Annotated in this window: 29 protein-coding genes and 2 tRNA genes; 13 read left to right on the plus strand and 18 right to left on the minus strand. The window is 66.4% G+C overall.

All coding sequences use genetic code 11. The features are described 5' to 3' along the window. Positions 1–18 precede the first annotated feature (18 nt). On the minus strand, positions 19–1,032 hold the full coding sequence (locus ACTHQX_RS05290; RefSeq protein WP_440155978.1) for a hypothetical protein: 1,014 nt from the start codon (positions 1,030–1,032) through the stop codon (positions 19–21). A gap of 221 nt (positions 1,033–1,253) precedes the next feature. Here ACTHQX_RS05290 and pepN point away from each other — a divergent pair, with 221 nt between their 5' ends. The 4 genes from pepN (at position 1,254) to ACTHQX_RS05310 (ending at position 5,531) form a co-directional block, all read left to right on the plus strand. Then, positions 1,254–3,803: an aminopeptidase N gene (gene pepN / locus ACTHQX_RS05295; RefSeq protein ID WP_440155977.1), complete on the plus strand. Its 2,550-nt coding sequence runs from the start codon at positions 1,254–1,256 to the stop codon at positions 3,801–3,803. 3 nt (positions 3,804–3,806) lie between these two features. After that, positions 3,807–4,286, plus strand: a complete 480-nt coding sequence (locus ACTHQX_RS05300) for an OsmC family protein (protein WP_236803677.1) — start codon at positions 3,807–3,809, stop codon at positions 4,284–4,286. A 106-nt stretch (positions 4,287–4,392) separates the two neighbouring features. Next, positions 4,393–5,055 carry a mechanosensitive ion channel family protein gene (locus tag ACTHQX_RS05305; protein ID WP_236803679.1) on the plus strand — a complete coding sequence of 221 codons (663 nt, stop codon included), beginning with the start codon at positions 4,393–4,395 and terminating at the stop codon, positions 5,053–5,055. 2 nt (positions 5,056–5,057) lie between these two features. Beyond that, positions 5,058–5,531: a globin gene (locus ACTHQX_RS05310; RefSeq protein ID WP_272912715.1), complete on the plus strand. Its 474-nt coding sequence runs from the start codon at positions 5,058–5,060 to the stop codon at positions 5,529–5,531. 37 nt (positions 5,532–5,568) lie between these two features. Here ACTHQX_RS05310 and ACTHQX_RS05315 read toward each other — a convergent pair whose 3' ends face one another. Continuing rightward, complete coding sequence (locus tag ACTHQX_RS05315; protein WP_236803680.1) at positions 5,569–6,246, minus strand: hypothetical protein; 678 nt, start codon at positions 6,244–6,246, stop codon at positions 5,569–5,571. Positions 6,247–6,309: 63 nt separating this feature from the next. On the opposite strand from ACTHQX_RS05315, the gene ACTHQX_RS05320 reads away from it, so the two are divergent. Continuing rightward, the gene (locus tag ACTHQX_RS05320) at positions 6,310–7,281 is read left to right on the plus strand and encodes an acyl-CoA thioesterase (protein ID WP_440155976.1); all 972 of its coding nucleotides are present in this window, start codon (positions 6,310–6,312) and stop codon (positions 7,279–7,281) included. A gap of 81 nt (positions 7,282–7,362) precedes the next feature. Here the strand turns inward: ACTHQX_RS05320 and ettA are convergent, their stop codons facing one another. Genes ettA through ACTHQX_RS05335 form a run of 3 tightly spaced genes read right to left on the minus strand, consistent with a single transcriptional unit; the run spans position 7,363 to position 10,278 of the window. Further along, on the minus strand, positions 7,363–9,045 hold the full coding sequence (gene ettA, locus ACTHQX_RS05325; RefSeq protein WP_190602495.1) for an energy-dependent translational throttle protein EttA: 1,683 nt from the start codon (positions 9,043–9,045) through the stop codon (positions 7,363–7,365). Between the two features lie 45 nt (positions 9,046–9,090). After that, entirely contained in the window at positions 9,091–9,648 is a 558-nt protein-coding gene (locus tag ACTHQX_RS05330) for a DUF6993 domain-containing protein (RefSeq protein WP_440156187.1), read from the minus strand. Positions 9,649–9,708: 60 nt separating this feature from the next. Next, entirely contained in the window at positions 9,709–10,278 is a 570-nt protein-coding gene (locus ACTHQX_RS05335; protein ID WP_440155974.1) for a single-stranded DNA-binding protein, read from the minus strand. Between the two features lie 182 nt (positions 10,279–10,460). Between ACTHQX_RS05335 and ACTHQX_RS05340 the strand changes: the two genes are divergently transcribed. Beyond that, positions 10,461–10,533 (plus strand) — tRNA-Arg (locus tag ACTHQX_RS05340). 89 nt (positions 10,534–10,622) lie between these two features. On the opposite strand, the gene ACTHQX_RS05345 is transcribed toward ACTHQX_RS05340, so the two are convergent. After that, the gene (locus ACTHQX_RS05345) at positions 10,623–10,883 is read right to left on the minus strand and encodes a hypothetical protein (protein ID WP_440155973.1); all 261 of its coding nucleotides are present in this window, start codon (positions 10,881–10,883) and stop codon (positions 10,623–10,625) included. Positions 10,884–11,125: 242 nt separating this feature from the next. On the opposite strand from ACTHQX_RS05345, the gene ACTHQX_RS05350 reads away from it, so the two are divergent. Continuing rightward, a complete protein-coding gene (locus ACTHQX_RS05350) occupies positions 11,126–11,608 on the plus strand; it encodes a LapA family protein (RefSeq protein WP_440155972.1) in 483 nt (160 codons plus the stop codon). Here ACTHQX_RS05350 and ACTHQX_RS05355 read toward each other — a convergent pair. Genes ACTHQX_RS05355 through ACTHQX_RS05370 form a run of 4 tightly spaced genes read right to left on the minus strand, consistent with a single transcriptional unit; the run spans position 11,550 to position 15,347 of the window. Then, a complete protein-coding gene (locus tag ACTHQX_RS05355; protein ID WP_440155971.1) occupies positions 11,550–12,053 on the minus strand; it encodes an SRPBCC family protein in 504 nt (167 codons plus the stop codon). The genes ACTHQX_RS05350 and ACTHQX_RS05355 overlap by 59 nt on opposite strands. Positions 12,054–12,109: 56 nt before the next feature. Next, complete coding sequence (locus tag ACTHQX_RS05360) at positions 12,110–12,967, minus strand: sugar phosphate isomerase/epimerase family protein (protein WP_236803692.1); 858 nt, start codon at positions 12,965–12,967, stop codon at positions 12,110–12,112. Continuing rightward, complete coding sequence (locus ACTHQX_RS05365) at positions 12,964–14,178, minus strand: dihydrodipicolinate synthase family protein (protein WP_440155969.1); 1,215 nt, start codon at positions 14,176–14,178, stop codon at positions 12,964–12,966. Before ACTHQX_RS05365 ends, ACTHQX_RS05360 begins: the two co-directional genes overlap by 4 nt. Then, on the minus strand, positions 14,178–15,347 hold the full coding sequence (locus tag ACTHQX_RS05370) for a Gfo/Idh/MocA family protein (protein WP_440155967.1): 1,170 nt from the start codon (positions 15,345–15,347) through the stop codon (positions 14,178–14,180). The genes ACTHQX_RS05365 and ACTHQX_RS05370 overlap by 1 nt, the downstream gene beginning before the upstream one ends. Positions 15,348–15,517: 170 nt before the next feature. On the opposite strand from ACTHQX_RS05370, the gene ACTHQX_RS05375 reads away from it, so the two are divergent. The 3 genes from ACTHQX_RS05375 to ACTHQX_RS05385 all read left to right on the plus strand — a co-directional run bounded on the left by ACTHQX_RS05375 (position 15,518) and on the right by ACTHQX_RS05385 (position 18,038). Next, positions 15,518–16,609: a LacI family DNA-binding transcriptional regulator gene (locus ACTHQX_RS05375; RefSeq protein WP_440155966.1), complete on the plus strand. Its 1,092-nt coding sequence runs from the start codon at positions 15,518–15,520 to the stop codon at positions 16,607–16,609. A 74-nt stretch (positions 16,610–16,683) separates the two neighbouring features. Then, positions 16,684–17,289, plus strand: a complete 606-nt coding sequence (locus tag ACTHQX_RS05380; protein ID WP_440155965.1) for a GNAT family N-acetyltransferase — start codon at positions 16,684–16,686, stop codon at positions 17,287–17,289. A gap of 71 nt (positions 17,290–17,360) precedes the next feature. Then, positions 17,361–18,038 carry a DNA alkylation repair protein gene (locus tag ACTHQX_RS05385; protein ID WP_440155963.1) on the plus strand — a complete coding sequence of 226 codons (678 nt, stop codon included), beginning with the start codon at positions 17,361–17,363 and terminating at the stop codon, positions 18,036–18,038. 1 nt (position 18,039) lies between these two features. Here ACTHQX_RS05385 and mptB read toward each other — a convergent pair whose 3' ends face one another. Further along, positions 18,040–19,596, minus strand: coding sequence for a polyprenol phosphomannose-dependent alpha 1,6 mannosyltransferase MptB (gene mptB, locus ACTHQX_RS05390; RefSeq protein ID WP_236803703.1), 1,557 nt, complete (start codon positions 19,594–19,596; stop codon positions 18,040–18,042). A gap of 241 nt (positions 19,597–19,837) precedes the next feature. Here mptB and orn point away from each other — a divergent pair, with 241 nt between their 5' ends. The 3 genes from orn (at position 19,838) to def (ending at position 21,426) form a co-directional block, all read left to right on the plus strand. After that, positions 19,838–20,509 carry an oligoribonuclease gene (gene orn / locus ACTHQX_RS05395; RefSeq protein WP_440155961.1) on the plus strand — a complete coding sequence of 224 codons (672 nt, stop codon included), beginning with the start codon at positions 19,838–19,840 and terminating at the stop codon, positions 20,507–20,509. 130 nt (positions 20,510–20,639) lie between these two features. Further along, positions 20,640–20,712 (plus strand) — tRNA-His (locus ACTHQX_RS05400). 141 nt (positions 20,713–20,853) lie between these two features. After that, the gene (gene def / locus ACTHQX_RS05405; protein WP_236803705.1) at positions 20,854–21,426 is read left to right on the plus strand and encodes a peptide deformylase; all 573 of its coding nucleotides are present in this window, start codon (positions 20,854–20,856) and stop codon (positions 21,424–21,426) included. Positions 21,427–21,455: 29 nt separating this feature from the next. Here def and ACTHQX_RS05410 read toward each other — a convergent pair whose 3' ends face one another. The 7 genes from ACTHQX_RS05410 to ACTHQX_RS05440 all read right to left on the minus strand — a co-directional run bounded on the left by ACTHQX_RS05410 (position 21,456) and on the right by ACTHQX_RS05440 (position 26,684). After that, positions 21,456–22,253 carry an HNH endonuclease family protein gene (locus tag ACTHQX_RS05410; protein WP_440155959.1) on the minus strand — a complete coding sequence of 266 codons (798 nt, stop codon included), beginning with the start codon at positions 22,251–22,253 and terminating at the stop codon, positions 21,456–21,458. A gap of 130 nt (positions 22,254–22,383) precedes the next feature. Further along, positions 22,384–22,593: a hypothetical protein gene (locus ACTHQX_RS05415; RefSeq protein WP_440155957.1), complete on the minus strand. Its 210-nt coding sequence runs from the start codon at positions 22,591–22,593 to the stop codon at positions 22,384–22,386. A 115-nt stretch (positions 22,594–22,708) separates the two neighbouring features. Beyond that, on the minus strand, positions 22,709–24,202 hold the full coding sequence (locus ACTHQX_RS05420) for a glyceraldehyde-3-phosphate dehydrogenase (protein ID WP_440155955.1): 1,494 nt from the start codon (positions 24,200–24,202) through the stop codon (positions 22,709–22,711). Between the two features lie 256 nt (positions 24,203–24,458). Continuing rightward, positions 24,459–24,842 carry a hypothetical protein gene (locus ACTHQX_RS05425; RefSeq protein WP_440155954.1) on the minus strand — a complete coding sequence of 128 codons (384 nt, stop codon included), beginning with the start codon at positions 24,840–24,842 and terminating at the stop codon, positions 24,459–24,461. A 90-nt stretch (positions 24,843–24,932) separates the two neighbouring features. Then, positions 24,933–26,054: a tyrosine-type recombinase/integrase gene (locus ACTHQX_RS05430; RefSeq protein WP_440155952.1), complete on the minus strand. Its 1,122-nt coding sequence runs from the start codon at positions 26,052–26,054 to the stop codon at positions 24,933–24,935. Then, complete coding sequence (locus ACTHQX_RS05435) at positions 26,054–26,290, minus strand: DUF3263 domain-containing protein (RefSeq protein WP_440155950.1); 237 nt, start codon at positions 26,288–26,290, stop codon at positions 26,054–26,056. The genes ACTHQX_RS05430 and ACTHQX_RS05435 overlap by 1 nt, the downstream gene beginning before the upstream one ends. Continuing rightward, entirely contained in the window at positions 26,283–26,684 is a 402-nt protein-coding gene (locus ACTHQX_RS05440) for an ImmA/IrrE family metallo-endopeptidase (RefSeq protein WP_440155949.1), read from the minus strand. Before ACTHQX_RS05440 ends, ACTHQX_RS05435 begins: the two co-directional genes overlap by 8 nt. Between the last annotated feature and the right edge of the window lie 12 nt (positions 26,685–26,696).

The raw sequence follows: 26,696 nt of genomic DNA on the forward strand, positions 1-26,696 counted from the left end.
TTACGCGTCCTTGCCGTCCTAAGCTGACGGGTGGGTGTCCGGCGGGCGGGCGTCGCGGCGGGCCCTTGCCGCAACACGGGTCAGGACCTCTGCCAGACGGGCGGCCGAGTCGGGGTTGCCGCCGCTTACGGCAAGCTTGTGGCCGTCGGTCTTGCGGACGACGACGGCGGGGCCGCTGCTGACGAGGACCGCTGCGGTTCCGTCGTGGTTGCGGTAGCCCCACCCGCCGTAGTCGGCGGCCCGGACGTCGGCTGGTTGGGCTGCGGAGATGGCGGCGGCGGGGACGTCGATGACACGCAGGATGCCTGCAAGGAAGACCCGCAGACCGCTCCGGTCCGCGGTGACCCGGGCGAAAAGGAACGCGGCGCCCACCAGCGCGGCCGCCACGAGCAGCGCTCCGAGCCACGGCACGGCGATCGCGATCAGGGAAGCTGGAAACAGGCTGGCTATAGCGATCATGACGAAGACCGAGCTGCGCGCATGCACCCAGAACCGGACGGAATCGCGGACGAGCTCAGGGTCGAGCTCAAGTTCCAGGGCCTGCTGCAGGGCACGGTCATCCTCCGGTGTCCACTGCTGGTCCGCCTTGAACACGAACCCGATGATGACCCCCAGGGCAAGGGCGGCGCCGCTGCCCGAGGCGAGGACAATCATGTCCACGCTTGACTGGCGTGCGTCAGCCACACCGGCCTGGCCTACGAGGGCGGCCGCCAGCACGGTGGTGACGAAAAGGCTCACCGTCAGCCCCGCGCCCATCATGATCCGGCGCATCACGGTTGGCCGCGACACCGGCGCGGACTGCAGCAGCACCAGCCAGCCGGTGATGACGATCAGGGCTGCCCCGCCGCCCACGAAGGCGGGGAACGGAGCGAAGGCGGTGCCGCCGTCGTTATTCCACATGACCGCCAGCGGTTCCGGCAGATCCGGCCGCAACAACACGGCACAGACCGCGAACCCGGCGGCAAGCAACACTGGGAAGCCGATCGCGAACCGCAGCGCTTTGGTGTCCACAGCATCGAGGATCTTTCCCATGCCTTAACGCTACCCCTGCCCCGGCCGGCCGGAGAGGACTGCCGCAGGGAACGAGCCCGGAGTTGGGCCAGGGAAGTGAGCTGCGCAACTTGCCAAGCGGCCCCGAAATGAAACAATGGCTTCACAGTGATGCAACCGCACGCGTGACTACCGTGCGCGGCAGCCGGCGGGCCGGGCCTGCCCGCACCACCACAACCTCTGGAGGCACAACCTTGCCAGGCATGAACCTGACCCGCGCCGAAGCACGCGAGCGCGCCGCCCTGATCGCCGTCGACTCCTACGATGTCAGCCTGGACCTGACCAAGGGTGCGACGGTCTTCGGTTCCACCACCACTGTCAGGTTCACGGCGGCGCCGGGATCCTCGACGTTCATCGACGCCGTGACGGACGCCGTCCACAGCGTGAGCCTGAACGGCCGCGAACTGGACCCGGCCGAGGTGTCCGACGGCGTCCGGATCCAGCTGCCGGACCTTGCTGCGGACAACGAACTGACCGTCGTGGCGGACGCTCCCTACATGAACACGGGCGAAGGCCTGCACCGCTTCGTGGACCCGGTGGACGGCGAGGTGTACCTGTACACGCAGTTCGAGGTGCCGGACTCGCGCCGCATGTTCGCGGTCTTTGAACAGCCCGACCTCAAGGCCACCTTCCGGTTCCGCGTCACCGCACCCTCGCACTGGGACGTGATCTCCAATTCCCCGACGCCGGAGCCGGTGGCGGCACCGGGGAACGACGGCGCCGCTCGCTCGGTCTGGGACTTTCCGCCCACGCCACGCCTGTCCTCCTACGTCACCGCGCTGATCGCCGGACCGTACCAGTCGGCGCGCAGCGACGTCACCAGTTCGGATGGCCGCGTCGTTCCGCTTGGCGTCTTCGCCCGCAAGTCCCTCATGCAGTACCTGGACGCGGACAACATCTTTGAGCTCACGCGCCAGGGCTTCGAGTTCTTCGAGGCTCAGTTCGGCTGCCCCTACCCGTTTGAGAAGTACGACCAGCTGTTTGTCCCGGAGTTCAACGCCGGCGCCATGGAAAACGCCGGAGCCGTCACCATCCTCGAAGGCTACGTTTTCCGCGGCAAGGTCCCGGAGGCGCAGGTGGAACGCCGTGCCATCACCGTGCTGCACGAACTGGCCCACATGTGGTTCGGCGACCTCGTGACCATGCGCTGGTGGAACGACCTCTGGCTCAACGAATCCTTCGCCGAATACATGTCGCACCTGGCCGCGGTGGAGAACACCAAGTTCCAGAGCGCGTGGACCACGTTCGCCTCGGTGGAGAAGTCGTGGGCCTACCGCCAGGACCAGCTCCCCACGACGCACCCGATCTTCGCCGAGATCAACGACCTGCAGGACGTCGAGGTGAACTTCGACGGCATCACCTATGCCAAAGGTGCCTCCGTGCTGCGGCAGCTGGTGGCCTGGGTGGGCCCGGACCACTTCATGGCCGGCGTGCGTGAATACTTTGCCAAGCATTCCTGGCGGAACACCGAGCTCGGTGACCTGATGGTCGAGCTGGAGAAGGCCAGCGGACGCGACCTGGACCAGTGGGGCCGCCTGTGGCTCGAAACGGCCGGCGTGAACTCGCTCAAGCCGGAGCTGGCGGTGGACGACGACGGCACCATCACCTCGTTCGCCATCCTGCAGTCAGCGGTTGACGAGCAGCCCACCATCCGCCCGCACCGCCTGGCGGTGGGCTTCTATGACCTCACCGGCGAGGGAACGCTTGAGCGCGTGCACCGGGAAGAGCTCGACGTCGACGGAGAGCGCACCGAGGTCCCCGAACTTGCCGGACTCAAGCGGCCGGACCTCATCCTGCTCAATGACGATGACCTCGCGTATGCCAAGGTGCGGCTCGATGAACAGTCCCTCGCCACCGCCACGGCGCACCTGAAGGATTTCCGCGACAGCCTGCCGCGGACGCTGGTGTGGGGCTCGGCCTGGGACGCTGCACGCGACGGGGAAAGCCCCGCCCGCGGATACGTCGACCTGATCCTGGCCAACATCGCCTCCGAGTCTGATTCCTCGGTGATCCTGGTGCAGCTGCGGCAGCTGGCCACCACGCTCACGTTCTACGTGGCCGAGGAGCACCGCGAAGCCTTCACCGTTGCCGCCGTCGACCGGCTCTGGGAACTCGCCACGGACGTGCCGGGCGGGTCCGACGCGCAGCTGCAGTTCATCAAGTCGTACGCGCTCCTGGCGCGCAGCGGGCAGCAGCTGGACCGGATCGCCGGGCTGCTTGACGGCTCGGGCACCCTGCCCGGGCTGACCGTGGACCAGGACCTCCGCTGGGAGCTCGTGGCCGCCCTCGTGGCCGGCGGCAGGCTGGGCCAGGCGGACATCGACGCTGAACTGGAACGGGACACCACCTCCAGCGGCCAGAACGCGGCCGCCCTGGCCAAGGCCGCCATCCCCACCCCGGAGGCCAAGCTGGCAGCCTGGGAGTCGATCGTGGTCAAGGGCGAGCTCTCCAACGCCATCCAGGCCTCGGCCGTCGCCGGCTTCACGCGCGTGCTGGACACGGCGCTGCTGGAGCCGTTCGCGGAGAAATACTTCGAGGCCGTCCCGGGAATCATGGCCGAGCGCACCAATGCCCTGGCCCAGCAGATCGTCGTCGGGCTGTACCCGGCGCAGCTGACCAGCCAGGCCACCGTGGACCGGACCGACTCGTTCCTGGCGGCGCTGCCGGAGGAAAGCGCTGCGCTGCGCCGGATGATGCTGGAAAACCGCGATGGCGTGGACCGGGCTCTGCGGGCCCGCGCGGCGGATGTCTAGGCAATGGCACTCAACGAACACCACTATGCGCTGACGGTCCGCTGGACCGGCAACCTTGGAAGCGGCACGTCGTCCTACCGGGACTACTCCCGGGACCATGACATCGAAATTCCCGGGCTGCCGGTCCTGCACGGCTCGGCCGATCCCACCTTCCACGGCGACCGCTCCCGGTACAACCCCGAGCAGCTGCTGCTGACGGCGCTCGCACAGTGCCACATGCTGTCCTTCCTGCACGTTGCGGTGAAGCATGGCGTGGTGGTCCTGTCCTATGCGGACAACGCCACCGGCATGATGCGGCTCAACCGGGACGGCAGCGGCCAGTTCGAAACCGTCACGCTGCGCCCGCAGGTGACGGTTGCGGATCCGGGGCACATCGCGCTGGCGGACCGGATGCATCACGAGGCCAACCAGGTGTGCTTCATTGCCCGTAGCGTAAATTTCCCCGTCCTGCACGCTCCCGTTACCACAGCCGGAAGTCCTTAGCCAGCGGCAGACCCCGTTAGGCTTAATGGCGACCAAAGAGCGGCCGGCCTCCAGGAAAGCGCGGAGACCGGCCGCCACCGGACAGCAGCAAGGAGCCTTCCAGCAGATGCACAGCATGTTCACCGCACCCTCCGCCTCACTGGAGCCCACCGGACTCGACCTGGCCGGCGTGGCCATCAGCCTTGGCGCGGGCATAATCCTGTGGCTGATCGCCAGTTTCCTGATCGCCAGGATCACCAAGCGTGTGGCCAGCGGCACGTCGCTGTTCAAGAAGCCGCACTTCCGCTGGGTGGCGCCGGCTCTCCGTGCCCTGGACCATGAGCGGCGCGTCCAGCGGGCCAACACGATCGGCTCGCTGCTGAAGAGCGGCATCGGCGTGATGATCGCTGTCATCACCACCATCTACATGCTGAAGAACCTCGACGTCGACGTGGCACCGCTGCTGACCAGCGTGGGAATCCTCGGTATCGCCATCGGCTTTGGCGCCCAGCAGCTGATCAGGGACTTCCTCGCCGGCATCTTCATCACCATCGAGGACCAGTACGGCATCGGCGACATCATTGAAACCAGCGAAGTGGTGGGCGTCGTGGAGTCGATCGGGCTGCGGATCACGCGCGTCCGCGACGAGAACGGCGCCATCTGGTACCTCCGCAACGGTGAGATCCTCCGTGTGGGCAACCGCTCGCAGGGAAACTACGTCCCGCCTGCGGAGCCTGAAGAGACGGCTGCGGAAGCCGAGCACGCACCCCAGCAGAAGTCTGGAGAATAGCCATGACCATCCCATCCCTTCCCACCCCGCCCGAGCCCGGCGTCCGGAAGCCGCTGATGCGCAACGACCCCTTCAGCCAGCCGGGCTACACGGACAACTTTTACGACGCCGTCGGCGGCCATGAAACCTTCGTGAAGCTCATCGACGTCTTTTACGACGGCGTGGCCACCGATCCGCTGCTGCGCCCCATGTATCCGGAAGAGGATCTGGGTCCGGCCAAGCGGCGGTTCCTGATGTTCCTGGAGCAGTACTGGGGCGGCCCCACCACCTACGGCGAGGAGCGCGGCCATCCCCGGCTGCGGATGCGCCACATGCCGTTCCGGGTGACGCCCGAGGCGAAGGACCGCTGGCTGCATCACATGCGGACAGCCGTCGATTCCCTGGACCTGCCGCCCCTGCATGAGGGAACCCTGTGGGATTACATGGAGCGCGCCGCGCTCTCGATGGTGAACAGCCCGTCCGAGGCGCAGGGCTGATACCGGCTGCGGCTTCGAGCCGCCGGGTGTCGGCGGCCTAAAGCAGGCCGGCGCCGGTACGTGCCAGCACGTGCCCGCGGTTGCTGCTGAGCCGGAACCAGCGCCCGGAACGGTAGAGCTTCTGTTCGTCGCCGGCCAGTTCGTCCCCGCCCAGGAAACCCAGGGCGAGGGCGGCGAACGCCGCTCCGGCCGGCAGCCCGTGCCGTCCCTCGAGCCCGCGTCCCCAGACGGCGGCCCGGGCGTTGTTCACGATCAGGGCTCCGGGTTTGTCCGGAACGATGCCGGCCACCTCGGCGATGCCGGTTTCGGCGGCCTGCCGCAGTTCGGCATCGGGCACGGAGTCCACGAGTTCCCAGCCGCTGCGCGGCGCCCCCACGCCGGCCCATGACTCGGTGACGGTCGACGGCGGGACCGGAAGATCGGCGTCGTTCTCCCCCGCCCGGGCCAGCCGGTCCAGGACGGCAGCGAGGGGAACCGTGACATCAACAGCGGAGGGCTCTGCCAGTCCCATCGTGCGCAGGCCCAGAATCGTGGGGGTGGACTCCCCCAGGATCCGGGGCCGGAGCACGCACACGTAGGCGGCCAGGACCGTGCCGGCCGCCTGGAGGCGGATGGCGCCGTCGTCAATGGCCTTGGCGCGGGTGACGAAGGTCTTCAGATCGGCGAGATCGCGCGGGTCGGCGAAGCGGAAAGACTGGGTAAGGAGATCAGACACGTTAAGAACACTACCGGCTGGGGCGCGGTTGAGCGGTGCCGGGGCGCCGTCTAGAGTCAAACCATGACTGAAGCGGACGCCGGATTGCAGGCCTTGCCCACGAATGACCCCACGAACTCCCTCCTCGAACTGCTTGACCTCGGCGAGCTGGAAGGCGCCCGCACCGACGAGGATATTTTCATGGGTCCGTCGCAGCGCCAGCCGCACCAGCGCGTCTTTGGCGGCCAGGTCCTGGCCCAGTCCCTGATCGCCGGGATGCGCACCGTGGACGAGGACCGCACCGTCCATTCCATGCACGGCTACTTCCTCCGGCCCGGTGACGCGAACAAGCCCATCACCTTCGGCGTCCAGCGCCTGCGGGACGGCCGCTCGTTCTCCGCCCGGCGCGTGCATGCCTACCAGGACGGCACCCCGATTCTGTCCATGATCGCCTCGTTCCAGGCCGGCGATGACGGCATTGAGCACCAGTCCGAGATGCCTGCCGACATTCCGGATCCGGAGTCGCTGCCCAGCACGGCGGACCTGCTGGGCAAGTTCGACCACCCCGTCGCCCGCCACTGGTCATACGAACGGCCCTTCGACATCCGCCATGTGGATCCCGCACTGTATGTGGCGGCCACGGGGAAGAAGGAAGCGCGCAACGCCGTGTGGATGAAGACCTTCAGCCCCATGCCGGACAACGCCAACACGCACCGTGCCGCGCTGGCCTACGCCAGCGACTACACGCTGCTCGAGTCGATTCTTCGCAGGCACGGGCTGAGCTGGATCACGCCGGGCATGAGCGTGGCCAGCCTCGACCACGCCATGTGGTGGCACCGTCCCGTCCGCGTTGACGAATGGCTCCTGTACGTGCAGGAATCGCCCAGCGCCCAGGGGGCGCGGGGCCTGGCGACCGGCAAGATCTTCAACCGGGAGGGCCTGCACGTGGCATCCGTGGCGCAGGAGGGCATGGTCCGGGTGCCGACGGACATCAAGAGCAAGGTTGCCGGTGCCGTGCAGACCAAGATCCTGCAGCACCAGATGCGCAAGGCCTGACGGACTTCCGTCACACGAAAAGGCCGGCCCCGGGTTGATCTTGTCAACCCGGGGCCGGCCTTTTCGTGCTCAGCGCCTGATTTAGTCGCGGGTCAGGCGGCGGTGCGTGACGCGGTGCGGCTTGGCCGCGTCGGGGCCGAGGCGCTGCACCTTGTTCTCCTCATAGGATTCGAAGTTGCCTTCAAACCAGTACCACTTCGACGGGTTCTCCTCGTCACCTTCGTACGCAAGGATGTGGGTGGCCACCCGGTCCAGGAACCAGCGGTCGTGGGAGACCACGACGGCGCAGCCCGGGAACTCAAGCAACGCGTTTTCCAGGCTGCTGAGAGTTTCGACGTCGAGGTCGTTGGTCGGTTCGTCCAGCAGGAGCAGGTTTCCGCCCTGCTTGAGGGTCAGCGCCAGGTTAAGGCGGTTGCGCTCACCACCGGAAAGCACGCCTGCCTTCTTCTGCTGGTCCGGTCCCTTGAACCCGAACGCCGCGACATAGGCGCGGGACGGCATTTCAACGTTGCCCACCTGGATGAAGTCCAGGCCGTCGGAAACAACCTCCCAGAGGGTCTTGTTGGGGTCGATGCCCCCGCGGCTCTGGTCGGCGTAGGAAATCTTGACCGAGTCGCCGATCTTCAGCTCGCCGCCGTCGAGGGGCTCAAGGCCCACGATGGTCTTGAACAGCGTGGACTTGCCCACACCGTTCGGGCCGATGACGCCGACGATGCCGTTGCGGGGCAGGGAGAAGGACAGGCCGTCGATCAGGGTGCGGTCGTCGAAGCCCTTCTGCAGGTTCTTGGCTTCGAGCACAACGCCGCCAAGGCGCGGTCCCGGCGGGATCTGGATCTCTTCGAAGTCCAGCTTCCGGGTGCGGTCGGCCTCGGCCGCCATTTCCTCGTAGCGGGCAAGACGCGCCTTGGACTTGGTCTGCCGGCCCTTGGCATTGGAGCGGACCCAGTCGAGTTCCTCGGCGAGGCGCTTCGCCTGCTTGGCGTCCTTCTTGCCTTGGATTTCCAGGCGGGCGCGCTTCTTCTCCAGGTAGGTGGAGTAATTGCCCTCATAGGGGTACAGGTGGCCGCGGTCCACCTCCGCGATCCATTCCGCGACGTGGTCCAGGAAGTACCGGTCGTGGGTGACGGCGAGCACTGCGCCCTCGTAGGAGGAGAGATGCTGTTCCAGCCACAGCACGCTCTCGGCGTCGAGGTGGTTGGTGGGCTCGTCGAGCAGCAGGAGGTCCGGCTTCTGCAGCAGCAGCTTGCAGAGGGCAACGCGGCGGCGCTCACCACCGGAGAGCAGGGTGACATCCGCGTCGGCCGGCGGGCAGCGGAGGGCGTCCATGGCCTGCTCGAGCTGGGAGTCCAGGTCCCAGGCATCGGCGGAGTCGATGGCCTCCTGCAGGTGGCCCATCTCCTCGAGGAGCGAGTCGTAGTCCGCGTCCGGGCTGGCCATCTCCTCGGAGATTGCGTTGAAACGCTGGATCTTGCCGTAGATCTCGCCCACGCCCTCCTGGACGTTGCCCAGGACGGTCTTTTCCTCGTTCAGCGGCGGCTCCTGCAGCAGGATGCCGACCGTGTAGCCGGGGCTCAGCCGTGCCTCGCCGTTGGAGGGGGTGTCCAGGCCGGCCATGATTTTCAGGATGGTGGACTTACCGGCACCGTTGGGGCCAACGACGCCGATCTTGGCGCCCGGGAAGAACGACATGCTGACGTCGTCGAGAATAAGTTTTTCGCCAACAGCCTTTCGGGCCTTGGTCATTGTGTAGATAAATTCCGCCATGGTTCCAAATCTAGTGGGTTGGCGGTGATATCTCACATTCCGGGCTCAGCCGGCGGCTCCTACGAAACACTTGCCGTTCGACAGGGCCGGCAGCAAGGTCACCGTCACCTTCCCATCGCGGATCTGGCCGATCACGCATTCCTTGGCTTGGACAGCCGCCGCTTCCATGGAATCCACCTCGAGCCCGGTGGGTGTACGCCCGGCCGAGACCTCCAGGCTCCGCGCCGGAACTCCTGCCGCCGTGAGGGCGGAGGTGATGTCCGCAGTAGCGGGCTTCGGGTTGGCAGCTACTACACTTTCCAGGACGACAGCCATGGTCCGCTGCAGCGCGGCCGTGGCCGCGGAAGCGTCTTTGGTGGCTGCCGCAGGCGCCGACGGTTTTGCCGAGGGTTTTGCTGTCGCCTGGGTGGCCGCCTGTTCTCCGGCGGCTGGTGCTTCCGTCGTCTGGTGCACGGTGGCCTGATCTCCCGGTGCCGTGCAGGCGGCCAGGGACACGACAACAACCGCCAATGCGAGCCGGCCGGTAACCTTCTTGGCGTTTCCCAGGGCACCAGTGGCATTGCCGCGGAGTGCTTTGTTCCGCTGAAGTGTAGTCGCTCGCATCACGCTGCCATTCTGCCATGCGGCACCGCCAGGGGGTGCCGTGCCGCACGGCACCGGCGTTCAGGCAGCGGCTCCCGTGAGCTCGCCCGTTTCCGGGTCGAGCTGCAACTCGTCGCCGGCGTCGTCGAGAAAGATGCCCGCCGCAGCCGGGCCTTCGTCGGCTTCGTCGCCTTCCTCCCGGTCCTCGTCCGAGCCGTCCCCGGCCTCGCCTGGGGATCCGGAAACACTGCGGTCGCCGTTCCCGGGGCCGAATCCGTCAGCGGCCTGCGGGTTTCCGGAATTGCGGATGAAGTTGGCAGTGCCCCACTTGAGATCGTGGCCCACCGCGTCCGCGTCGATCTCGGCGTCGTGGTACATGCGGCCGTCTTTCTCCCAGCTGCGCATCTTGAGCTTGCCCACGACGACGACGCGCTGGCCCTTCTTGATGCTGCAGCCCATGTTCCCGGCCAGCTGCCGGTATCCCTGGACCGTGAACCAGTTGATGTTGCCGTCCACCCAGGCGTTGGCCGTGCGGTCGTACCGCCGTTCAGCGGAACCGAGGCGGAATGAGGCGGTGGGAACGCCCCCGGGAGTAGTGGAACTGCGGATCTCCGTGGCCACGAAGCCCCGGACCGTAATGTTGTCACTCATCTTGGTGTCCTGTCTCGAAGTGTCTTGCCCTAGCAGGCACTTCCAGCATCAACCGCCGACGCGACCGCGGGGAGGTACGCAATGCTGTATGTGGATAACCGAAACGTTCGTCCTCGGTGCCGCCGACGGGCCCGCAGGCAATGTAGACTTTTTCAGGCACCCGGGAAGCCGGGAAACCAGTTGCCCCAGTAGCTCAGGGGATAGAGCAGCGGCCTTCTAATCCGCCGGTCGGGGGTTCGATTCCCTCCTGGGGCACGGCCACGAGCGGTCCTGACATTCGACACCGAAAGTCAGGACCGCTTCTCTCCGGCAGCCCTTCTGCGTCGAAGCGGCAGCCCTTTCCTTTATTCGTCGGTGACCGTGTGGAATGCACGGCCACCCTTGCCCGCCAGCGACAACATAGTCGGATCGGCCATGAACCGCTTGCCCTCGACCGTGTGCCAGCCTGCCGGCGAATATTCCCGCTCAAACGTCCACTCGGCCTGACCCGAGGCCTGGGCCAGAACATGAAGAGTTCCAGCCGGACCGACTCGGTAGGAATAGGACTTTCCCGAGTCTGAAAAGAGCGTCCTTTGACCGTCGAACACTACGGTGACGTCTGCCATCTGCCCTGTTGCCTTTCGCTCTCGCCAGGATCCTGAGCGCCCCCGGCTTCCACGACTATAGTTCCATGACAGGGCCAGTTCTGCCTCTGCCTCCGGATGGATAGGCCCCCCGGGTGACCTCCCGACAGCAAGTGCCAAGCATGCTTACTAATAAGGCCCGACTGTGCCTATGATCGGACTGGACGCCGGCGACGTGCACGCGCCGGTCAGCTTGGACCAACCGTCAGGGAAGGAACATCCGCATGCAGCAAAGCCAGTCGGGCGGAAACCCCGCCGATCCGGAAACGCCCCGGCCAGCGAGCGCGGCAGCAGGCCAGCCAGGCGCCGCGGAGCCGCTTGGCCCTGCACCGGCCGCAGCGGCGGCGGGTACCGGCGCGGCGGCCCGCCATCCCGGCACGGCCGCGATCCCGGGTTACGACGGGGCCGCGTCACCGCGGCCCGGCCGGGCGGAGCCGGAACGGCAGGTGACGCGCGCAGGTATGATCTGGGCGGCGGTGGCCTCGGCCCTGGTGGTACTGGTGTTGCTGATCATCTTCATCCTGCAGAACCAGGAACTCGTCCAGGTGAAGTTCTTCGGCCTTGAAGGCGCGGTGTCGCTCGGGATGTCCCTCTTCATCGCGGCAGTAGGCGGAGGTGTCCTCGTGGCCATGGCGGGCGCAGCCCGGATCATCCAGCTGCGCGCCGCCGCCCACCGTCGCAGGGTACAGGCTGGCCGGAACCGGTAAGCCGCCACCGGCGGCAGTCCTCCAGATAGTCCTTGAGGTTGCCGAGCACCATGCCCCAAAGTTTCTCGGACTCCGCGGCTTCGTCATCGCTCCTGTTGTTGCCCTGGGTGATGCTGACCCGGGTGCCCTCCGCCACGGGCTCCAGGGCGTACTCCACCGTGTGGTAGCTGTCCGGCTCGTCGGGCAGGCCCGACAAGCGGCTGTAGTGGGTGATCCGCAGGAGTTCGTTGGGGCGGACTTCCAGCACGGTCCCCTTGTCCTGGTAGGACTTGCCCTGCCACTCCCCCTCGAACGTCACCGGCTCACCTTCCCGCCAGGTGGATGTGACGTTCGTGCCGAGAAAGTATTCCCTGACGTCCGCCGGATCCGTCAGCGCCTTCCACACCCGCTCCGGCTGCGCAGCGACAACAACGCTTGCCTCGGCATCCCTGATGCGCTTGTCCATGGCTACCCCTCCTGGCGCCACCCTACCCGCGGACGGCCACCGAAGTAAGGGCAGGTTCAGGCGAAGGGTTGCACCAGTTCCGCGTAGCGGTCCTTCATCCTCGCCAGGACGTCGGCGCCGTCGGCGTCCCAGATCTCCTGGTTGAATATCTCCACCTCGATGTCGCCGGTGTATCCGGCGTCCCGGACCCAGGTACCGATCGTCGCGAAGTCAATCACGCCGTCGCCCATCATGCCGCGGGAAAGCAGCGCGTCCGCGGCGATCGGAAGGTTGAAGTCACACACCTGGTAGGAGGCGATCCGGTTCTCCCGTCCGGCGCGGTCGATCTGCGCTTTCAGTTCCGGATCCCACCAGACGTGGAAGGTGTCGACGGCGACCCCCACCGCCCGCGCATCGTACGGCGCCGCCAGGTCCAGCGCCTGCCCCAGCGTGGAGATGAGCGCACGGTCGGCGGCGTACATCGGGTGCAGGGGTTCCAGCACCAGCCGGACGCCGTGTTCGACGGCGAATGGGACGAGGTCCTCGAGCCGGTCGGCCACGCGCTGGCGGGCAGCCACGACGTCCTTCTCCCCCGGCGCCAGGCCCCCGACCACGAGGAACAGTTCTTGCGTATCGAGAGCAACCGCCTCCAGGATCGCGGCCCTGTTGTCGGCGAGCGCTGCCGCCTGCCCGTCGGCGTCCGGAGCGGTGAGGAACCCGCCGCGGCACAGCGAGGAGACCCGGAGCCCGGCGTCCTTGATCAGCTTCGCCGCCTTGTCCAGCCCGGCCTCGGCGACGATGTCCCGCCAGGGCCCGATGGCGGGGATTCCTGCACGGGCGCAGCCGTCAACAGCCTCGGCGAGCGTCCACTTCTTGGTGGTGGCGCTATTGAGGGAAAGCCGTGAAAAGGGGGACGGTTCTGAATAGAAGGTCATACTCCCACTCCGTTAATGCGAAGGTAATCGGACATCCGGAACGCTGCGAGGGCGGGGTCCTTCAGCAGCCCGGCTTCGTCGGCCAGTTCGAAGGTCTTCGCGAGGTGCACCACGGAACGGCCCGAGTGCAGCCCGCCCACCATCTGGAATCCGGGCTGCTTGCCGTTGAGCCAGGAGAGGAAGGCGATTCCGGTTTTGTAGTAGAACGTGGGGGCACTGAAGATGTGCTTGCCCAGTTCGCGGGTGGAGTCCAGGATGGCACGGGCTTTGGCGGCGTCTCCGGCGTCGTAGCTTTGCAGCGCCGCGGACGCGGCGGGATAGATTGCCGCAAAGATTCCCAGCAGAGCATCCGAGTGGAGGGTGCCGTCGCCGTCGATCAGTTCCGGGTAGTTGAAATCATCGCCGGTGTAGAGGCGGACGCCCTCGGGGAGCGCCGCCCGCAACGCGATTTCATGCGAGGCATCCAGGAGGGAGACCTTGACGCCGTCCACCCTGTCCGCGTTCTCGCGGATGAGGGAGAGGAACGTCCCGGTGGCCTGGTCAACGCTGTCTGAGCCCCAGTAGCCGGCCAGCGCGGGATCGAACATGGTGCCGAGCCAGTGCAGGATGACGGGCTGGTCGGCCTCCTGGAGCAGTGTGGAGTACACCTTCAGGTAGTCCTCGGGACCGGACGCCACCTGGGCCAGCGCCCTTGAGGCCATGAGGATCACCTTGGGTCCGGCCTCGCTGACGGCGGCGACCTGCTCACGGTAGGCGGTCAGGACCGCCTGCAGCCCGGCCGCGCCGGAAGGCAGTGTGGCAAGGTCCAGCTGGTCGGTGCCGGCGCCGCAGGACACGAGGTCGCGGACGGTCATGCCTGCCGTGGCCATGCCCCCGGTGGAGACCACGGACGCCGCCTCCGCGCCGGTGCGCTTGATCAGCTGCTGCGTGGCGGGCCAGTCCAGGCCCATGCCGCGCTGGGCGGTGTCCATCGCGTCGGCAACCCCGAGCCCGTAGGACCAGAGCTCGTGCCGGTAGGCCAGGGTGGCGTCCCAGTCGAGACGGGCCGGGGCACCGGGAGTGTTGTCTGCGGTCACCTCGGGGATGACGTGGGCGGCAGCGTAGGCCCGGCGCGATGTCAGGCGTGCCGTCGGTTTGGCCCAGGTGGTGGCAGCGCGGAGCCGGTACTGCCGGGTTCCGCCGTCGGAGGTGGGAAGGATCAGTGAAGTCATCAGAGCGTGATCTCCGGGATGTCGATGGTGCGGCGTTCGTCGCTGGACTGCAGGCCGAGTTCGGCGAGCTGCACGCCGCGGGCGGCGGAGAGCAGCCCGAAGCGGTGCTCGCGGCCGGCGACGGCGTCGCGCAGGAACTCTTCCCACTGCAGCTTGAAGCCGTTGTCCAGCTCGGCGTTGGCGGGGACTTCCTGCCACTGGCTGCGGAAGGATTCTGTGACTGGAAGGTCCGGGTTCCAGACCGGCTTGGGTGTGTGGGCCCGCTGCTGCGCCACACACTTGTTCAGGCCGGCGACGGCAGATCCGTGCGTGCCGTCCACCTGGAATTCGACCAGCTCGTCACGGTAGACCCGGACGGCCCACGAGGAGTTGATCTGGCCGATAACGTCGTCCCCGCCCGGGGTTTGCAGCTCGAAGATGCCGTAGGAGGCGTCGTCTGCCGTTGCCTTGTACTCCTTGCCGGCCTCGTCCCACCGCGCGGGGATGTGGGTGGCCGTCTTGGCGTTGACGCTCTTTACCTTGCCGATGATGCCTTCCAGGACGTAGTTCCAGTGGCAGAACATGTCCGTGGTCATGCCGCCGCCGTCCTCCTTGCGGTAGTTCCAGGACGGGCGCTGGGCCGCCTGCACGTCGCCTTCGAAGACCCAGTAGCCGAATTCTCCGCGGATGGACAGGATCCGGCCGAAGAACCCTTCGTCCACGAGGCGGCGGAGCTTGACCAGTCCGGGCAGGTAGAGCTTGTCATGCACGACGCCGGCGGTGACCCCGGCTTCCTTGCCGATGCGGGCCAGCTCGATGGCCTCCTCGAGGGTTTCCGCCGTCGGCTTCTCAGTGAAGATGTGCTTGCCGGCCAGCATGGCCTTCTTCAGGGTTGCGGCCCGCAGGCTGGTCATCGAGGCGTCGAAGACGACGTCCACAGTGGGGTCGTGAATCACGCCGTCAAGGTCGGTGGTCCATTCCGAGATTTTGTGAAGCTCGGCCAGTTCACGGATTTTGGCTTCGTTGCGGCCGACGAGGATTGGCTCGATCTGGACCTTGGTGCCGTCCTCCAGGGTGAAGCCCCCTGCGTCCCGGATGGGGAGGATGGAGCGCAGCAGGTGCTGGCGGTAGCCCATCCGGCCGGTAATCCCGTTCATGGCGATACGGATCGTCTTTGTTTCGAAGCCCATGAGTCCTCATTCATTCGTGGTGGATGGATCGGAAAGCGCATTCCCGCTGCTTCCATAGTGCAGAACTCGCGCGGATCTGGCAAGCGCTTTCCGAACTTACTTGTAACTGCGATAATGTGGGCATCAGCCGAGTTCCCGAGGCTGGGGCCCGTTGAAGAGGAGTTTCGCCTGTGGCAGCAAGCACGCTGACCGAAGTAGCCCGCCTGGCCGGAGTCTCCCCCGCCACCGCGAGCCGTGTCCTGAACGGTTCCGCCAGGACCCCCGGACCTGATATCGCTGAGCGCGTCCGGAAAGCTGCGGACTCCCTCGGCTACATCCCCAACGCCCAGGCCCAAGGCCTCGCCAAGTCGAGCTCGGGCCTCATCGGACTCATCGTTCACGACATCGCGGACCCCTACTTCTCAGCCATAGCCCGCGGCGTCCAGACCGCGGCCCGGCACCAGAACAAGATGGTGCTGCTGGCCACCACCGCGGGCAGCCCCGCCGACGAGCGCGCGGCCGTGGCGGCCTTTGCGGCGCGCCGGGCGGACTCGATAGTGATTGCGGGATCGCGATCTGCACGGACCGCGGACGATGAGGCCAACGCAGAACTGGCCGCCGAGCTTGACCGCTATTGCCGCAACGGCGGCCAAGTGGGCGTGGTGGGACACGCCGTAGTGGGCGCGGAATCCAACGAGGGCTATCACGTGGTTGAGGTTCCCAACGAGGAGCTCGCTGCCGAACTCGCCCGGGAACTAGCCGCTTCGCATGCCGGGGAGTTCGTGGTCATCGCCGGTCCGGAGGGCCTCCTGACCTCCGACGACCGCGTGCGGGGCTTCCAGCGCGGCCTGGCAGACGCCGGGCTTTCGCCGGCACGCGTCCTGCACACCGGATTCGACCGTGCGGGCGGTTACGAGGCGGGCATGGAGCTCGCCGCACGCATCGGGGCACACCGGGGCAAGGGCGAGGCCGGCGATGACGCCGCCGCACCGCCACGGCTCTGTATCTTCGCCGTCAACGACGTCATGGCGATCGGGGCCACCGCCGCGCTGCGCTCCAAGGGGCTGCGCGTCCCCCGAGACGCCGCCATCGCCGGCTTTGACGACATCGAAACACTGCGGGACTTCCGGCCCGCCCTCTCCACCGTCCGCCTGCCACTGGAGGAGATCGGCAGGCTGGCAGTACCCGCCGGTTCCGGCCACGCGGCGGCCGGCGCCGTGGGGGTCACAGGCGAGGTGACCCTGCGCCGGAGTACGGAGCCGGGCGGCGAACCCGCCTCCTAGCCGGCAGCAAGGCAGGCGCGGCAACAGCCACCGTCCTGCAGCAGGACTTTTGCCCGCGGCAACGGAAGGCGGCCATGACAGACCATCCACAGGAGACAGCAGCGGGCATCACCACCGCGGCCGCCGAGTGGGCCGCCGTCGAGGAACTTTTCGGCGTCCGCGGCGAACCGTCACGCTGCTGGTGCCGGTTCTTTGCCCTGCCGGGAGGCAGCTTTGCTGCCACGCCGCCTGCCGGCCGCAAGGCACAGCTGAAAGACAGGTTCGACGGCCGCGGGCCGGCGCCGGGGGTCCTGGCCTACCGCGGCGGCTCCGCAGTCGGCTGGTGCGCCGTGGAGCCGCGGGGATGCTACCCGCGGATTCTCCGTTCCCAGGTGTTCAAGGCTGCCGGTCCCGCCGTCGCGGACGGCGGCGGGAGCGTGTGGTCGGTGAGCTGCTTCGTCGTCGCACGCGGCCACCGGCGCAGCGGCGTGGCGGCGGTCCTGCTGGCTGCCGCCGTCGGCCATGCACGCGCCAACGGGGCCGCCGTCGTCGAAGGGTATCCGGTGGATCCACGGGAACGGCCAAAGGCCGGGCCGTCCGATCTCTACCAGGGCACGCTGGAGCTGTTCCTGGCCGCGGGGTTTGAGGTGGTCAGTGACGCAGTTCCCGGCCGCAGGGTGATACGGCTACAGGTCGGATGACAGGACCACGCGGACCACGGCGGCAATGGCAACCGCTGCCGCAGGCTCCTTGGACCGGCTATCTTGGCAGCATGGCAAATGAAGCGGTGCTGAAGTTGATTCGCGCCCAGCTGCGGGCAGCGGCAGACCCCATCCGCGGCGCCGCAGCACAGGCCTACATGAAGTCCTCAACGCCGTCCCTCGGCGTCCGTGTGCCGGAGGTGCGCAAGGCAACCAAGGCCGCGGCCGCTGCCCATCCGTTTGAATCCGCTGAGGACCTGCGGTCAACGGTGCTGGTCCTGTGGCGTGAAGCCCGTTACCGCGAGGAACGCTATGCGGCGATTGACCTGACCGGGCTGCGCAGCGTAGCCCGAGACCCGCGGATGCTTGCGGTGTACGAGGAGATCATCCGGACCGGCTCGTCCTGGGACTATGCAGACGGCGTGGCCCACCGGATCGGCGCGCTGCTCCGGGCCCACCGGGACGAACTCACCCGGGTGCTGCTCCAGTGGAGCGCCGACCGCGACTTCTGGATTCGGCGGGCGTCCATCACTGCCCAGCTGGGGGCCAAGTTCCAGACGGACACCGCGCTGCTCTCTGCCGTCATCGAGGCGAACATGGCCGACAGGGAGTTCTTCATCCGCAAGGCCATCGGGTGGGCGTTGCGTGAGTACGCCAAAACTGATCCGGAATGGGTCCTGAATTTCGTGACGCGGAACGGCACGTCACTCAGTCCGCTCTCGCGCAGGGAAGCCCTGAAAAACCTTTAGGTCAGATTACGGGGCGCGTCGTGACGGGCTGGTCAGCCTTGCTGAAAAGCAGCTTGGTGCTGCGGTCCAGGAAGATCAGGTAGAGGGCAAACAGCAGGGCAATGATGGCGGCTGCGTTGCGGGCCAGCGCCAGGGCAAGGCCCAGGTCGCCGGTCTGCAGGTAGGGGAAGACTTCCAGCTGGTCGGAGATGGCGTAGACCATGAAAAAGGAAACGATGAAGTACAGGGCCTTGACCTGCCAGTCGTCGCGGATGCCCGTGACGGCGAACAGCGGGATCAGCCACACCACGTACCAGGACTGGATCATTGGCGCGAGCACCACGACGGCCGCGAAGGCCAGGGTCAGGCGGCGCATGAGGCGGTCGTGTTCGCCCCGGAAAATCTGCCAGGCGACGATGCCCACGGCAAGGAGCTTGCCGGCGTCGTAAACCCATTTGGCCAGCCCCCAGCCGTCAAGGCTGAACGCGTTGAAAATGGAGGCGACCACCAGGCCAAGCAGTCCCACCGGGGCGTACCAGATCCAGACACTGCCGGGCGCCGAGAGTCCGTTGATCCAGCCGAACCCGAAGCCGTTGACCAGGCTCATGGCGTAGAGCAGCGCGAAGCTGATTCCGGCGGTCAGGCCCCAGAACACGAACTTCCTGGGCCAACTGGCCGCTTTGCCCGCCCAGAGCAACCCGATAAACGGAAGGAACACCACGGTGATCGGCTTCACGGCGATGGAAGCCGTAACAAGAACGAGGCCAAGTATGACGCGCCGGGTGGCGCAGTAGTAGAGGCCCGCGAGGGCCAGGCCGATCATCAGCGCATCGTTGTGGACGCTGGCGATGAAGTTGGTCAGGAAGAGCGGGTTCGCCGCCGTCAGCCAGAGGGCACGGTGCGGATTGACGCCGTGCAGCTCTGCAAGCTTGGGCACGTAGATGATGCACAGCACCACACCCGCCAGAGCGGCGAGGCGGAACAGCATGATGCTGGCTTCCGGGTGCACGTTGGTGGACCAGACCACGAACTGCTCGATCCACAAAAACACCTGGCCGTAGGGAACCGGGGCCTCGGTCCACATCTTGTCCGCGCCCAGCTGGAAGTAGTTGGACAGCGCCGAGATTCCGTTCTCATACGGGTTGAAGCCCTCGACCATCAGCCGGCCCTGGCCGATGTAGGCGTAAACGTCCCGGCTGAACAGCGGGACCGTGAACATCATGGGAAGGCCCCACGCGACGACGGCCTGGAGGGTGGCCTTCCGGGCCTCCCGGCCCCACACGTGAACGTGCTGGCCAAGCCTGAGCCACGCCCGGACCAGCAGCATGCCGCCCACCGCAAGCAGCACGATGGACAGTCCGACGCCGAACGCCTCCGTGCGCATCCAGATGAACAGGGGCATCCGCCGCAGCTCCGAGACCGGCGCCAGCCAGCCGACGCCGAGCGAGCCGACGAACAGGAACATGGAACCGATGAAACCGGAGAGGATCGGGGAGCGTGGGTTGTCCACTTCCGGCCGGCCCGGGTCCGTGGAAGTGCCGGTAGCTGTTTCCCCTATCGCAGGCACAGGCGCCGTCATCTCAGGATCGTCCAATCTCTTCTGCGCCTAACTCTCTTGCGCGTATCTCTCTTGGGCATATCTCGTTGGGCGTGCTGCCCCGTGTGCAGCCTAACTGCGCGGCCAGCCAAATCGGGCGGCGAGCCAAAACGGGCGACGCCGGGGGCGCGGCTGCCGCAATGAGGCGTTGCCACGTACCCGAAATATTAGCATCGGAGCGCCTCTCCAAGGCTTGCACGCGGCTAAACGGTAGGCTGAACGGGTGCCTATTACTAACGAACGCATCGTCTGGATCGACTGCGAAATGACCGGCCTCGACAGCGTCAACGACGCCTTGATCGAGGTCGCGGCCCTGGTGACCGACTCCGAGCTCAACATCCTCGGAGACGGGGTGGACGTGGTGATCAAACCGGACGACGCCGCCCTCGCCCAGATGAACGACTTCGTCCGGGACATGCACACCCGGTCAGGCCTGCTCAACGAGCTTCCGGCCGGCAAAACCATGGCCGAGGCGGAGGCCCTGGTGCTGGACTACATCCGCAAGTGGGTGCCGGACCCCCGCAAGGCGCCCCTTGCCGGCAACTCGGTGGGAACGGACCGGGTCTTCCTCGCCAGGGACATGCCCTTGGTGGTGGAGCACCTGCACTACCGGATCATCGACGTCAGCACCATCAAGGAACTGGCGCGGCGCTGGTACGCGCGGGCCTACTTCCAGGCGCCGGCGAAGCTCGGCGGCCACCGCGCCCTCGGGGACATCAAGGATTCCATTGATGAACTCCGGTACTACCGGGAAGCAGTCTTCGTGCCTGCCCCGGGACCGGACAGTGCCACGGCCCAGAAGATCTCCAAGCGCATCTCGGCGTCGCCGTCCGCAGTGGACCAGCAGGCCCCGGAAGGCGTCCTGCCGCCCGCAGCGCAGCAGTCCGGAAAGTAATCTGCGCCACGTTTGGGGAAAATTTTGCCGAAACAGCCAAAAGTGGCAAAAGCATCCCCAAACAGCAGGTAAGCTATTTGTCGTTGCCAATTCGGACGGCCGGGAAACCGGACAGTCTGCAGGGCACATGGTGGGCGTAGCTCAGTTGGCAGAGCGCCTGGTTGTGGTCCAGGAGGTCGCGGGTTCAACCCCCGTCGCTCACCCTCACCGAGGACGGCAGTTTCTTGCCGGCCAGCAACAAAGGCCGTACCGGTTTTCCGGTGCGGCCTTTGCTTGTTTTCACCACTGCTGCTTGTTTTCACCACTGCCGGTTCCACCCCGGCAAAGCGTCGAAGGATCCTCACATGACCGTTCTGCCCATCACGATCTGGGGCGAGCCGGTGCTGCACCGCCGGGCTGCTGAAGTGGAAGAGTTCGACGACGGGCTTCGCCAGTTGATTGCCGACATGTTCGAAACGAACGACTTGGCGAACGGCGTCGGCCTGGCCGCGCCGCAGATCGGCGTGGGCAAGCGCATCTTCGTGTACAAGTACGAAAACGAGGACGGCGCTCCCCCGGCCGGCGTGGTGGTCAATCCTGTGCTGACGCTTTCCAAGGTGTCCGGGGCGCTGCCGGATCCGGATGAGGAAGTGGAGGGCTGCCTTTCCTTCCCCGGCGAGCAGTATCCGCTCAAGCGCGCCGAGTGGGTGCGAGTCCAGGGCTTTGACGGGCTAGGCAATCCGGTGGATTTCGAAGCCACCGGCTGGTTCGCACGCATCATCCAGCACGAATACGACCACCTTGACGGCAAGCTGTACGTCAACCGACTCATCGACAGGTATGCCCGCAAGGCGATGAAGCAGGCGAAGAAGAGCGGCTGGGGCGTACCGGGCCTGACCTGGATGCCGGGCGTTGACCCCGACCCGTTCGGCCACTGACACCGCGCCTGCTTGCTGCCTTTGCGGCCCTACTGCGGCACCACCGTCTGCTGCTGCGGGCATGATTCCAGCACGCGGGCCATGGCGTCCCTCTCCGGCTGGGTGACCCAGAGTCCGTACGCTGCCTTCACCGAGATCTGCCGCGCCACGTAGTGGCACCGGAGGGCCTTGTTCTTCGGCAGCCACGTGGCGGCGTCCGACGCGCTTTTCTCCTGGTTGGCGTCACCGTCCGCGGCAATGAGGTTGACCGGATCGTTGGCAAGGTTCTGCCGCTGCTGCAGCGTCAACTGCTGGGCCCCCTTCTGCCAGGCGTCGCCGAGCGCGACGACGTGGTCGATCTGCACGGCCTTGCTGGACTCTGCGCCGCGGACGAACCTGACCGCCAGCCCCACGTACGGCTCATGCATGGTTCCAGCGGAAACCTTGCACTTTGACCCCTCCGTAAACTCAACGTCGTGAAGGTCCCGGCGCAGGATGTCGTTGCGCGTGTCGCAGCCGTTGTGGTCTGCGTCCTGCCAGGCCTGGCCGAAGGCGGACCGGTCATAGTCGCTTCCCGATGCCCGGCCCTTCACTGCCAAGGTTTCAAGTGCGGCGGCCGCGCCGCCTGGCGGCACCGCGTGCGGGGGCGTCACGGGCTTCATCCAGGCCGCATCGAACACCGGCGCCTCTCTGGGTCCGGACATGGCAGGCTCGGCGGCGATGAACTGGCCTGCCGTGAAAAACCACACGGCGGCGGCGACCACCGATGCCGCTGCGGCACCGAGCACCGCCCAGGCCTGCCGGGAGCGGCGGCGCGCACGCCGGTAACCGGCCCAGCTGACGCTCACAGGGGCGTCCGGGGGCGCTGGGCGTGGCGGGCAGGTTGTGGATACACATCCAGGAGCCTAAGCGAAACCACCCGTCGGTGTGCGGGTATCCACAGTGTGGAGGACAGGTGCCCTGTGGAGGGGGGGCCGGTTACTGCTCGCGCATGACCCGATGGAGATCGGTGTTGGCCAGATCCAGGAGCCGCTCAAGCTGGGCCACCCTGTCCTCGCCTATTTCCCCTGCCGCATGTGACGCGCGTGCCTCGTCCAGAAGCCGTTGGGCTTCTTTCTGGTTGGCCTTGGCAACATCGAGGGCGTGTTCCAGGGTTGTCTCATGCTGGAGTGTCGGGTTCTGTTTCATGACACAAGTTTGTGCCCGATTACCGCCTGATTCCAGAGAATTGCCCGGGAACTTCCCGGGAACAGGTCAGCCCCGCCGGCACAACTGTGCCGGCGGGGCTGACGAAACGTTCCGGTTAGGCCGAGGCTGCCACGGCCAGGACCGGGGCGGCGTCCTTTTCGGAGTCCTTGGCCGGGAAGGTCGGCGGGTTGACCCCGGCCATTTCTTCCATGACGCGGACCACCTGGCAGCTGTAGCCGAACTCGTTGTCGTACCAGACGTAGACAACGAGGTTCTTGTCGTTGGCGATGGTGGCGAGGCCATCGACGATGCCTGCCCGGCGGGAGCCGACGAAGTCTGTGGAGACGACCTCAGGCGAGTCGATGTAATCGATCTGCTTGCGCAGGTCCGAGTGCAGCGACATCTCGCGCAGGTAGTCGTTGACCTCGTCCTTGGTGGTGCCGCGTTCCAGGTTGAGGTTCAGGACGGCCAGGGATACGTCCGGGGTGGGGACCCGGATGGAGCTGCCGCTGAGCTTGCCCTGCAGCTCCGGCAGCGCCTTGGCCACAGCCTTGGCCGCGCCGGTCTCGGTGATCACCATGTTCAGCGCGGCGGAGCGGCCGCGGCGGTCGCCCTTGTGGAAGTTGTCGATCAGGTTCTGGTCGTTCGTGAACGAGTGGACGGTCTCCACGTGGCCGTGGATCACACCGTACTTGTCGTTGAGCGCCTTCAGGACCGGGGTAATGGCGTTGGTGGTGCAGGAGGCTGCCGTTACGATCTTGTCGGAATCGGCGATGTCGCGGTGGTTGATGCCGTGCACGATGTTCTTCAGCTCGCCCTTGCCCGGTGCGGTCAGCAGAACCTTGGCAACGCCCTTGCTCAGCAGGTGCTGGCCGAGGCCCTCGGCGTCGCGCCAGCGGCCGGTGTTGTCTACCACCAGGGCGTTGTTGATGCCGTAGGCCGTGTAGTCGATGGTGGCCGGGTTGTCCGAGTAGATGACCTGGATCTGGACGCCGTTGGCCGTGATGGTGTTGGCATCGGTGTCCACCCGGATGGTTCCTTCGAAGGAACCGTGGACGGAGTCGCGGCGCAGCAGGCTGGCCCGCTTGGTCAGGTCGTTGTCGGAGCCGCGCCGGACCACGATGGCGCGCAGGCGCAGGCCGTGGCCGCCACCCGCCTTTTCGATCAGGAGGCGCGCCAGCAGGCGGCCGATGCGGCCGAAGCCGTAGAGCACGACGTCGGTGCTGGTGCGGTCGTCCGCTCCCCGCTTACCCACGATCTCAGCCAGCTCGGCGCGGAGGAATTCCTCCAACGTCAGGTCCCCGCCGTCGGACTTGAACTTCTGGTTCAGGCGGGCAATGTCGATGGCAGCGGCACCCAGGTCCAGCTGTGCCAGCGTGTCCAGCAGCGGTGCCGTCTCCTCGAGGAGCAGCTCATCCTTGCTCATCCGGCGCGCAAAGCGGTGCGCCTTAAGGATGTTCATGGTGGACTTGTTGATCAGGCTGCGGCCGTGGATGGAGGTAACCACGTTGTTTTCACGGTACAGCCGGCCGATAACCGGGATCATGGCCTCGGCGAGCGCCTCACGGCTCATCCACGTATCAAGACAAGAATCTGACGTCTGGCTCACAGAACTACCTTCCTTGGTTCAACCGGCTACGTCCTCGTAAACCGGATGGCGGCCACTGGAAGTTATCCAGGGCATGCTGGCACCGGCAGGGTTTCGGTCCACCCCGGATGCCGTTGGACGTGCAAAGAAATACCGCCGGCTGCGAACGCAGATCCGGCGGAAGAACTTCTACGTTCACCATCCATTCTAGGGCGGGCAGGGGGCTTCTTTTGCCTTGGAGCCCGTGAAATCACTCACACCCCCGGACGGGCAGCATTTACGTCTCTCCGTACTGGAGGCGGCCGATGCTCCAGGCCGATACGTTGCGGAGGTCCACCCTCGTCGCGTTCAGCCGGATGGGGTTGCCGCCGGACACCACTACGGGTTCAAGGAAATGGATGAACCGGACCTGGTCTTCCAGCGGGTTGTTCCCGGCTTCCTGCGCGTCTCCGGGAACGTCAGCCCCGTACCCGCCCGATGCGCCGATCTGCGATTCCTGGCGTCTGGACCACGCTTCCTCACTCACCACCGAGCCGGACATTATGGTCCCATCGATAATGACGGTGAGCTCGATCGTTCCATCCGGATCCTGACGGCCGGGGCCAACGATGGGCACGAGCACGGCGTTCAGTCTTGGATCGAGGTCATAGGAGGACTGCACGGGCATCTACCTTCCAGACGCGGGGTTAGGTGGATGGGTTGACCGATACGCCGGGTTCTGCAACATTCTGCACCAGCATTGGCGTTCCGGCTAGGTCAGGGGCAAATCAGGGGCATCGAACCTGACGAGACCATCCGTGATGGCGGCCGCCCGGGTGTCATCGTCCGGCCACAGGTGGGCGTAGGTCTTCAGTGTTTCGGTGGCGTCCTTGTGGCCCAGGCGGTGTGCGACGGCCACCGGTGACATGCCCCCGGCGATGAGCTGGGAGGCGTGGTAGTGGCGGAGCTCGTGCCAGCCCGTCCCCGCTTCCTTGACCTTGAGACGGACGTTCCGCCACGCCTCGCTGGCCGTGTGCCGGGTGATCGCCCGCCCCTCCGAGTGGAAGATCAGACCGTCCGGCCCGTGCTCGCTCTCGCGCAGGTCTTTGAGGAGCTGCACGGAGTGGTCCCCGATGTGGATCCGCCGGCGGCTCGCCTTCGTCTTCAGCGGCCCCCACTTCGGATCGGACGAGCTGTACCCGATGAGTTGCCGGTCAATGCTGATCATGGCGTTGTCGAGGTCGATCCGGTCCCAGGTCAGCCCGCGCAGCTCGGAGGACCGGAGCCCGGTGGCAGCACAGAAGACCACCATCCGCCGGTACGGTCGCCAGATCTCGGCGGCGAGCCGCTGCACGACGTCGGTGCGGAGCGGGATGACGGCCTCGTGCTCGACCTCGGGCATGCGGATCTTCACACACGGGGTCTTCTGGATGTGCCCGTCGAGCACGGCTGACTTGAAGATCGCGGAGAGGTAGCTGTAGGTGAGCTTCACCGTGGACGGCGCCAGCGACTCTGACCAGTCCCCCACCGCTTCCTGCACGTCCTCGCGCCGGATCTCGTCCAGGCTCACGTTCTCGAAGCTGGGGATGATGTAGAGCTTCAGCTTCGCCTCGACCTGCTCCTTCGAGGAGTCCCGGTGCTGCAGCTGGGACTTCTGCCACGCTCTCGCGTAGTCGGGGAACAGGGTCTTCTTCCGTGACCGGACGTAGGTGCCGCGGTTCATGGCCGTTACCTGCTCGGCGAGGAAGTGCTCGGCTGCCGCTTTCGTGGCGAAGCTCTGCCGCTGCTTGGTCGCCCCGGGCGGGGTCCACTCGGCACGCCACCGCAGCCCCTTCCCGTAGAGCGGCGTGCGGGTCTTGTCCTTCCGGATCCACCGGTCCTCCACCCTGGCCATTAGAGGAGCCTCGAGGCGACGCGTGGCCGGTGCCGCTGCACCCGCTGCCGCTTGAGCCGCGTGACGGTGTGCGGATCGTAAGCGTGAGCCGTCGGCGTATCGAGGATCCGGTTGACCTCCTGCCAGAACCGGACCCCGGAAAGTCCGAACTGCTCGCTGGCCTTGGCTTCCCGGGCGGCGGCGTATTTGAACTGCTCACCGGCGAGGGCAAGGATCTGCTTGTCCCGCTCATTCATGTGCTTTGTCGATTTCCTTTCTCAGATACAGCAGCTCGTCCTCGGTGAGGGATTGTTCGAAGTGCCGGACGTCGTCGGGCATGACGTTGAGCCGGTGGGCGATGCTGATGAGGTCGTCCGTGATCCGGGCGGCATCGATGAACTGCTTTGGCCGGATCAGGTGGCGGGCCGCCCACATCCGCGCCTGGCGCTCCTGCTTCGGGGTGCACCCGACGTGCTGGTAGTGGGCGTGGCCGAGCTCGTGCCAGATGGTTGACCTCGCCTGAATATAGCCCAGGTCAGGCCGGATCATGATGCGGTGCCGGTCAGGATCGTAGCTTCCCCACCATCCGTGCGGCGGGTATCCGGATACGACAGTGACGCCTAAGTGCGCCGCCATCTGTTCGTACCCCATGGGGCAAGAACA

The sequence above is a fragment of the Arthrobacter sp. SAFR-023 genome (assembly GCF_051965295.1).
Lineage (GTDB): Bacteria > Actinomycetota > Actinomycetes > Actinomycetales > Micrococcaceae > Arthrobacter.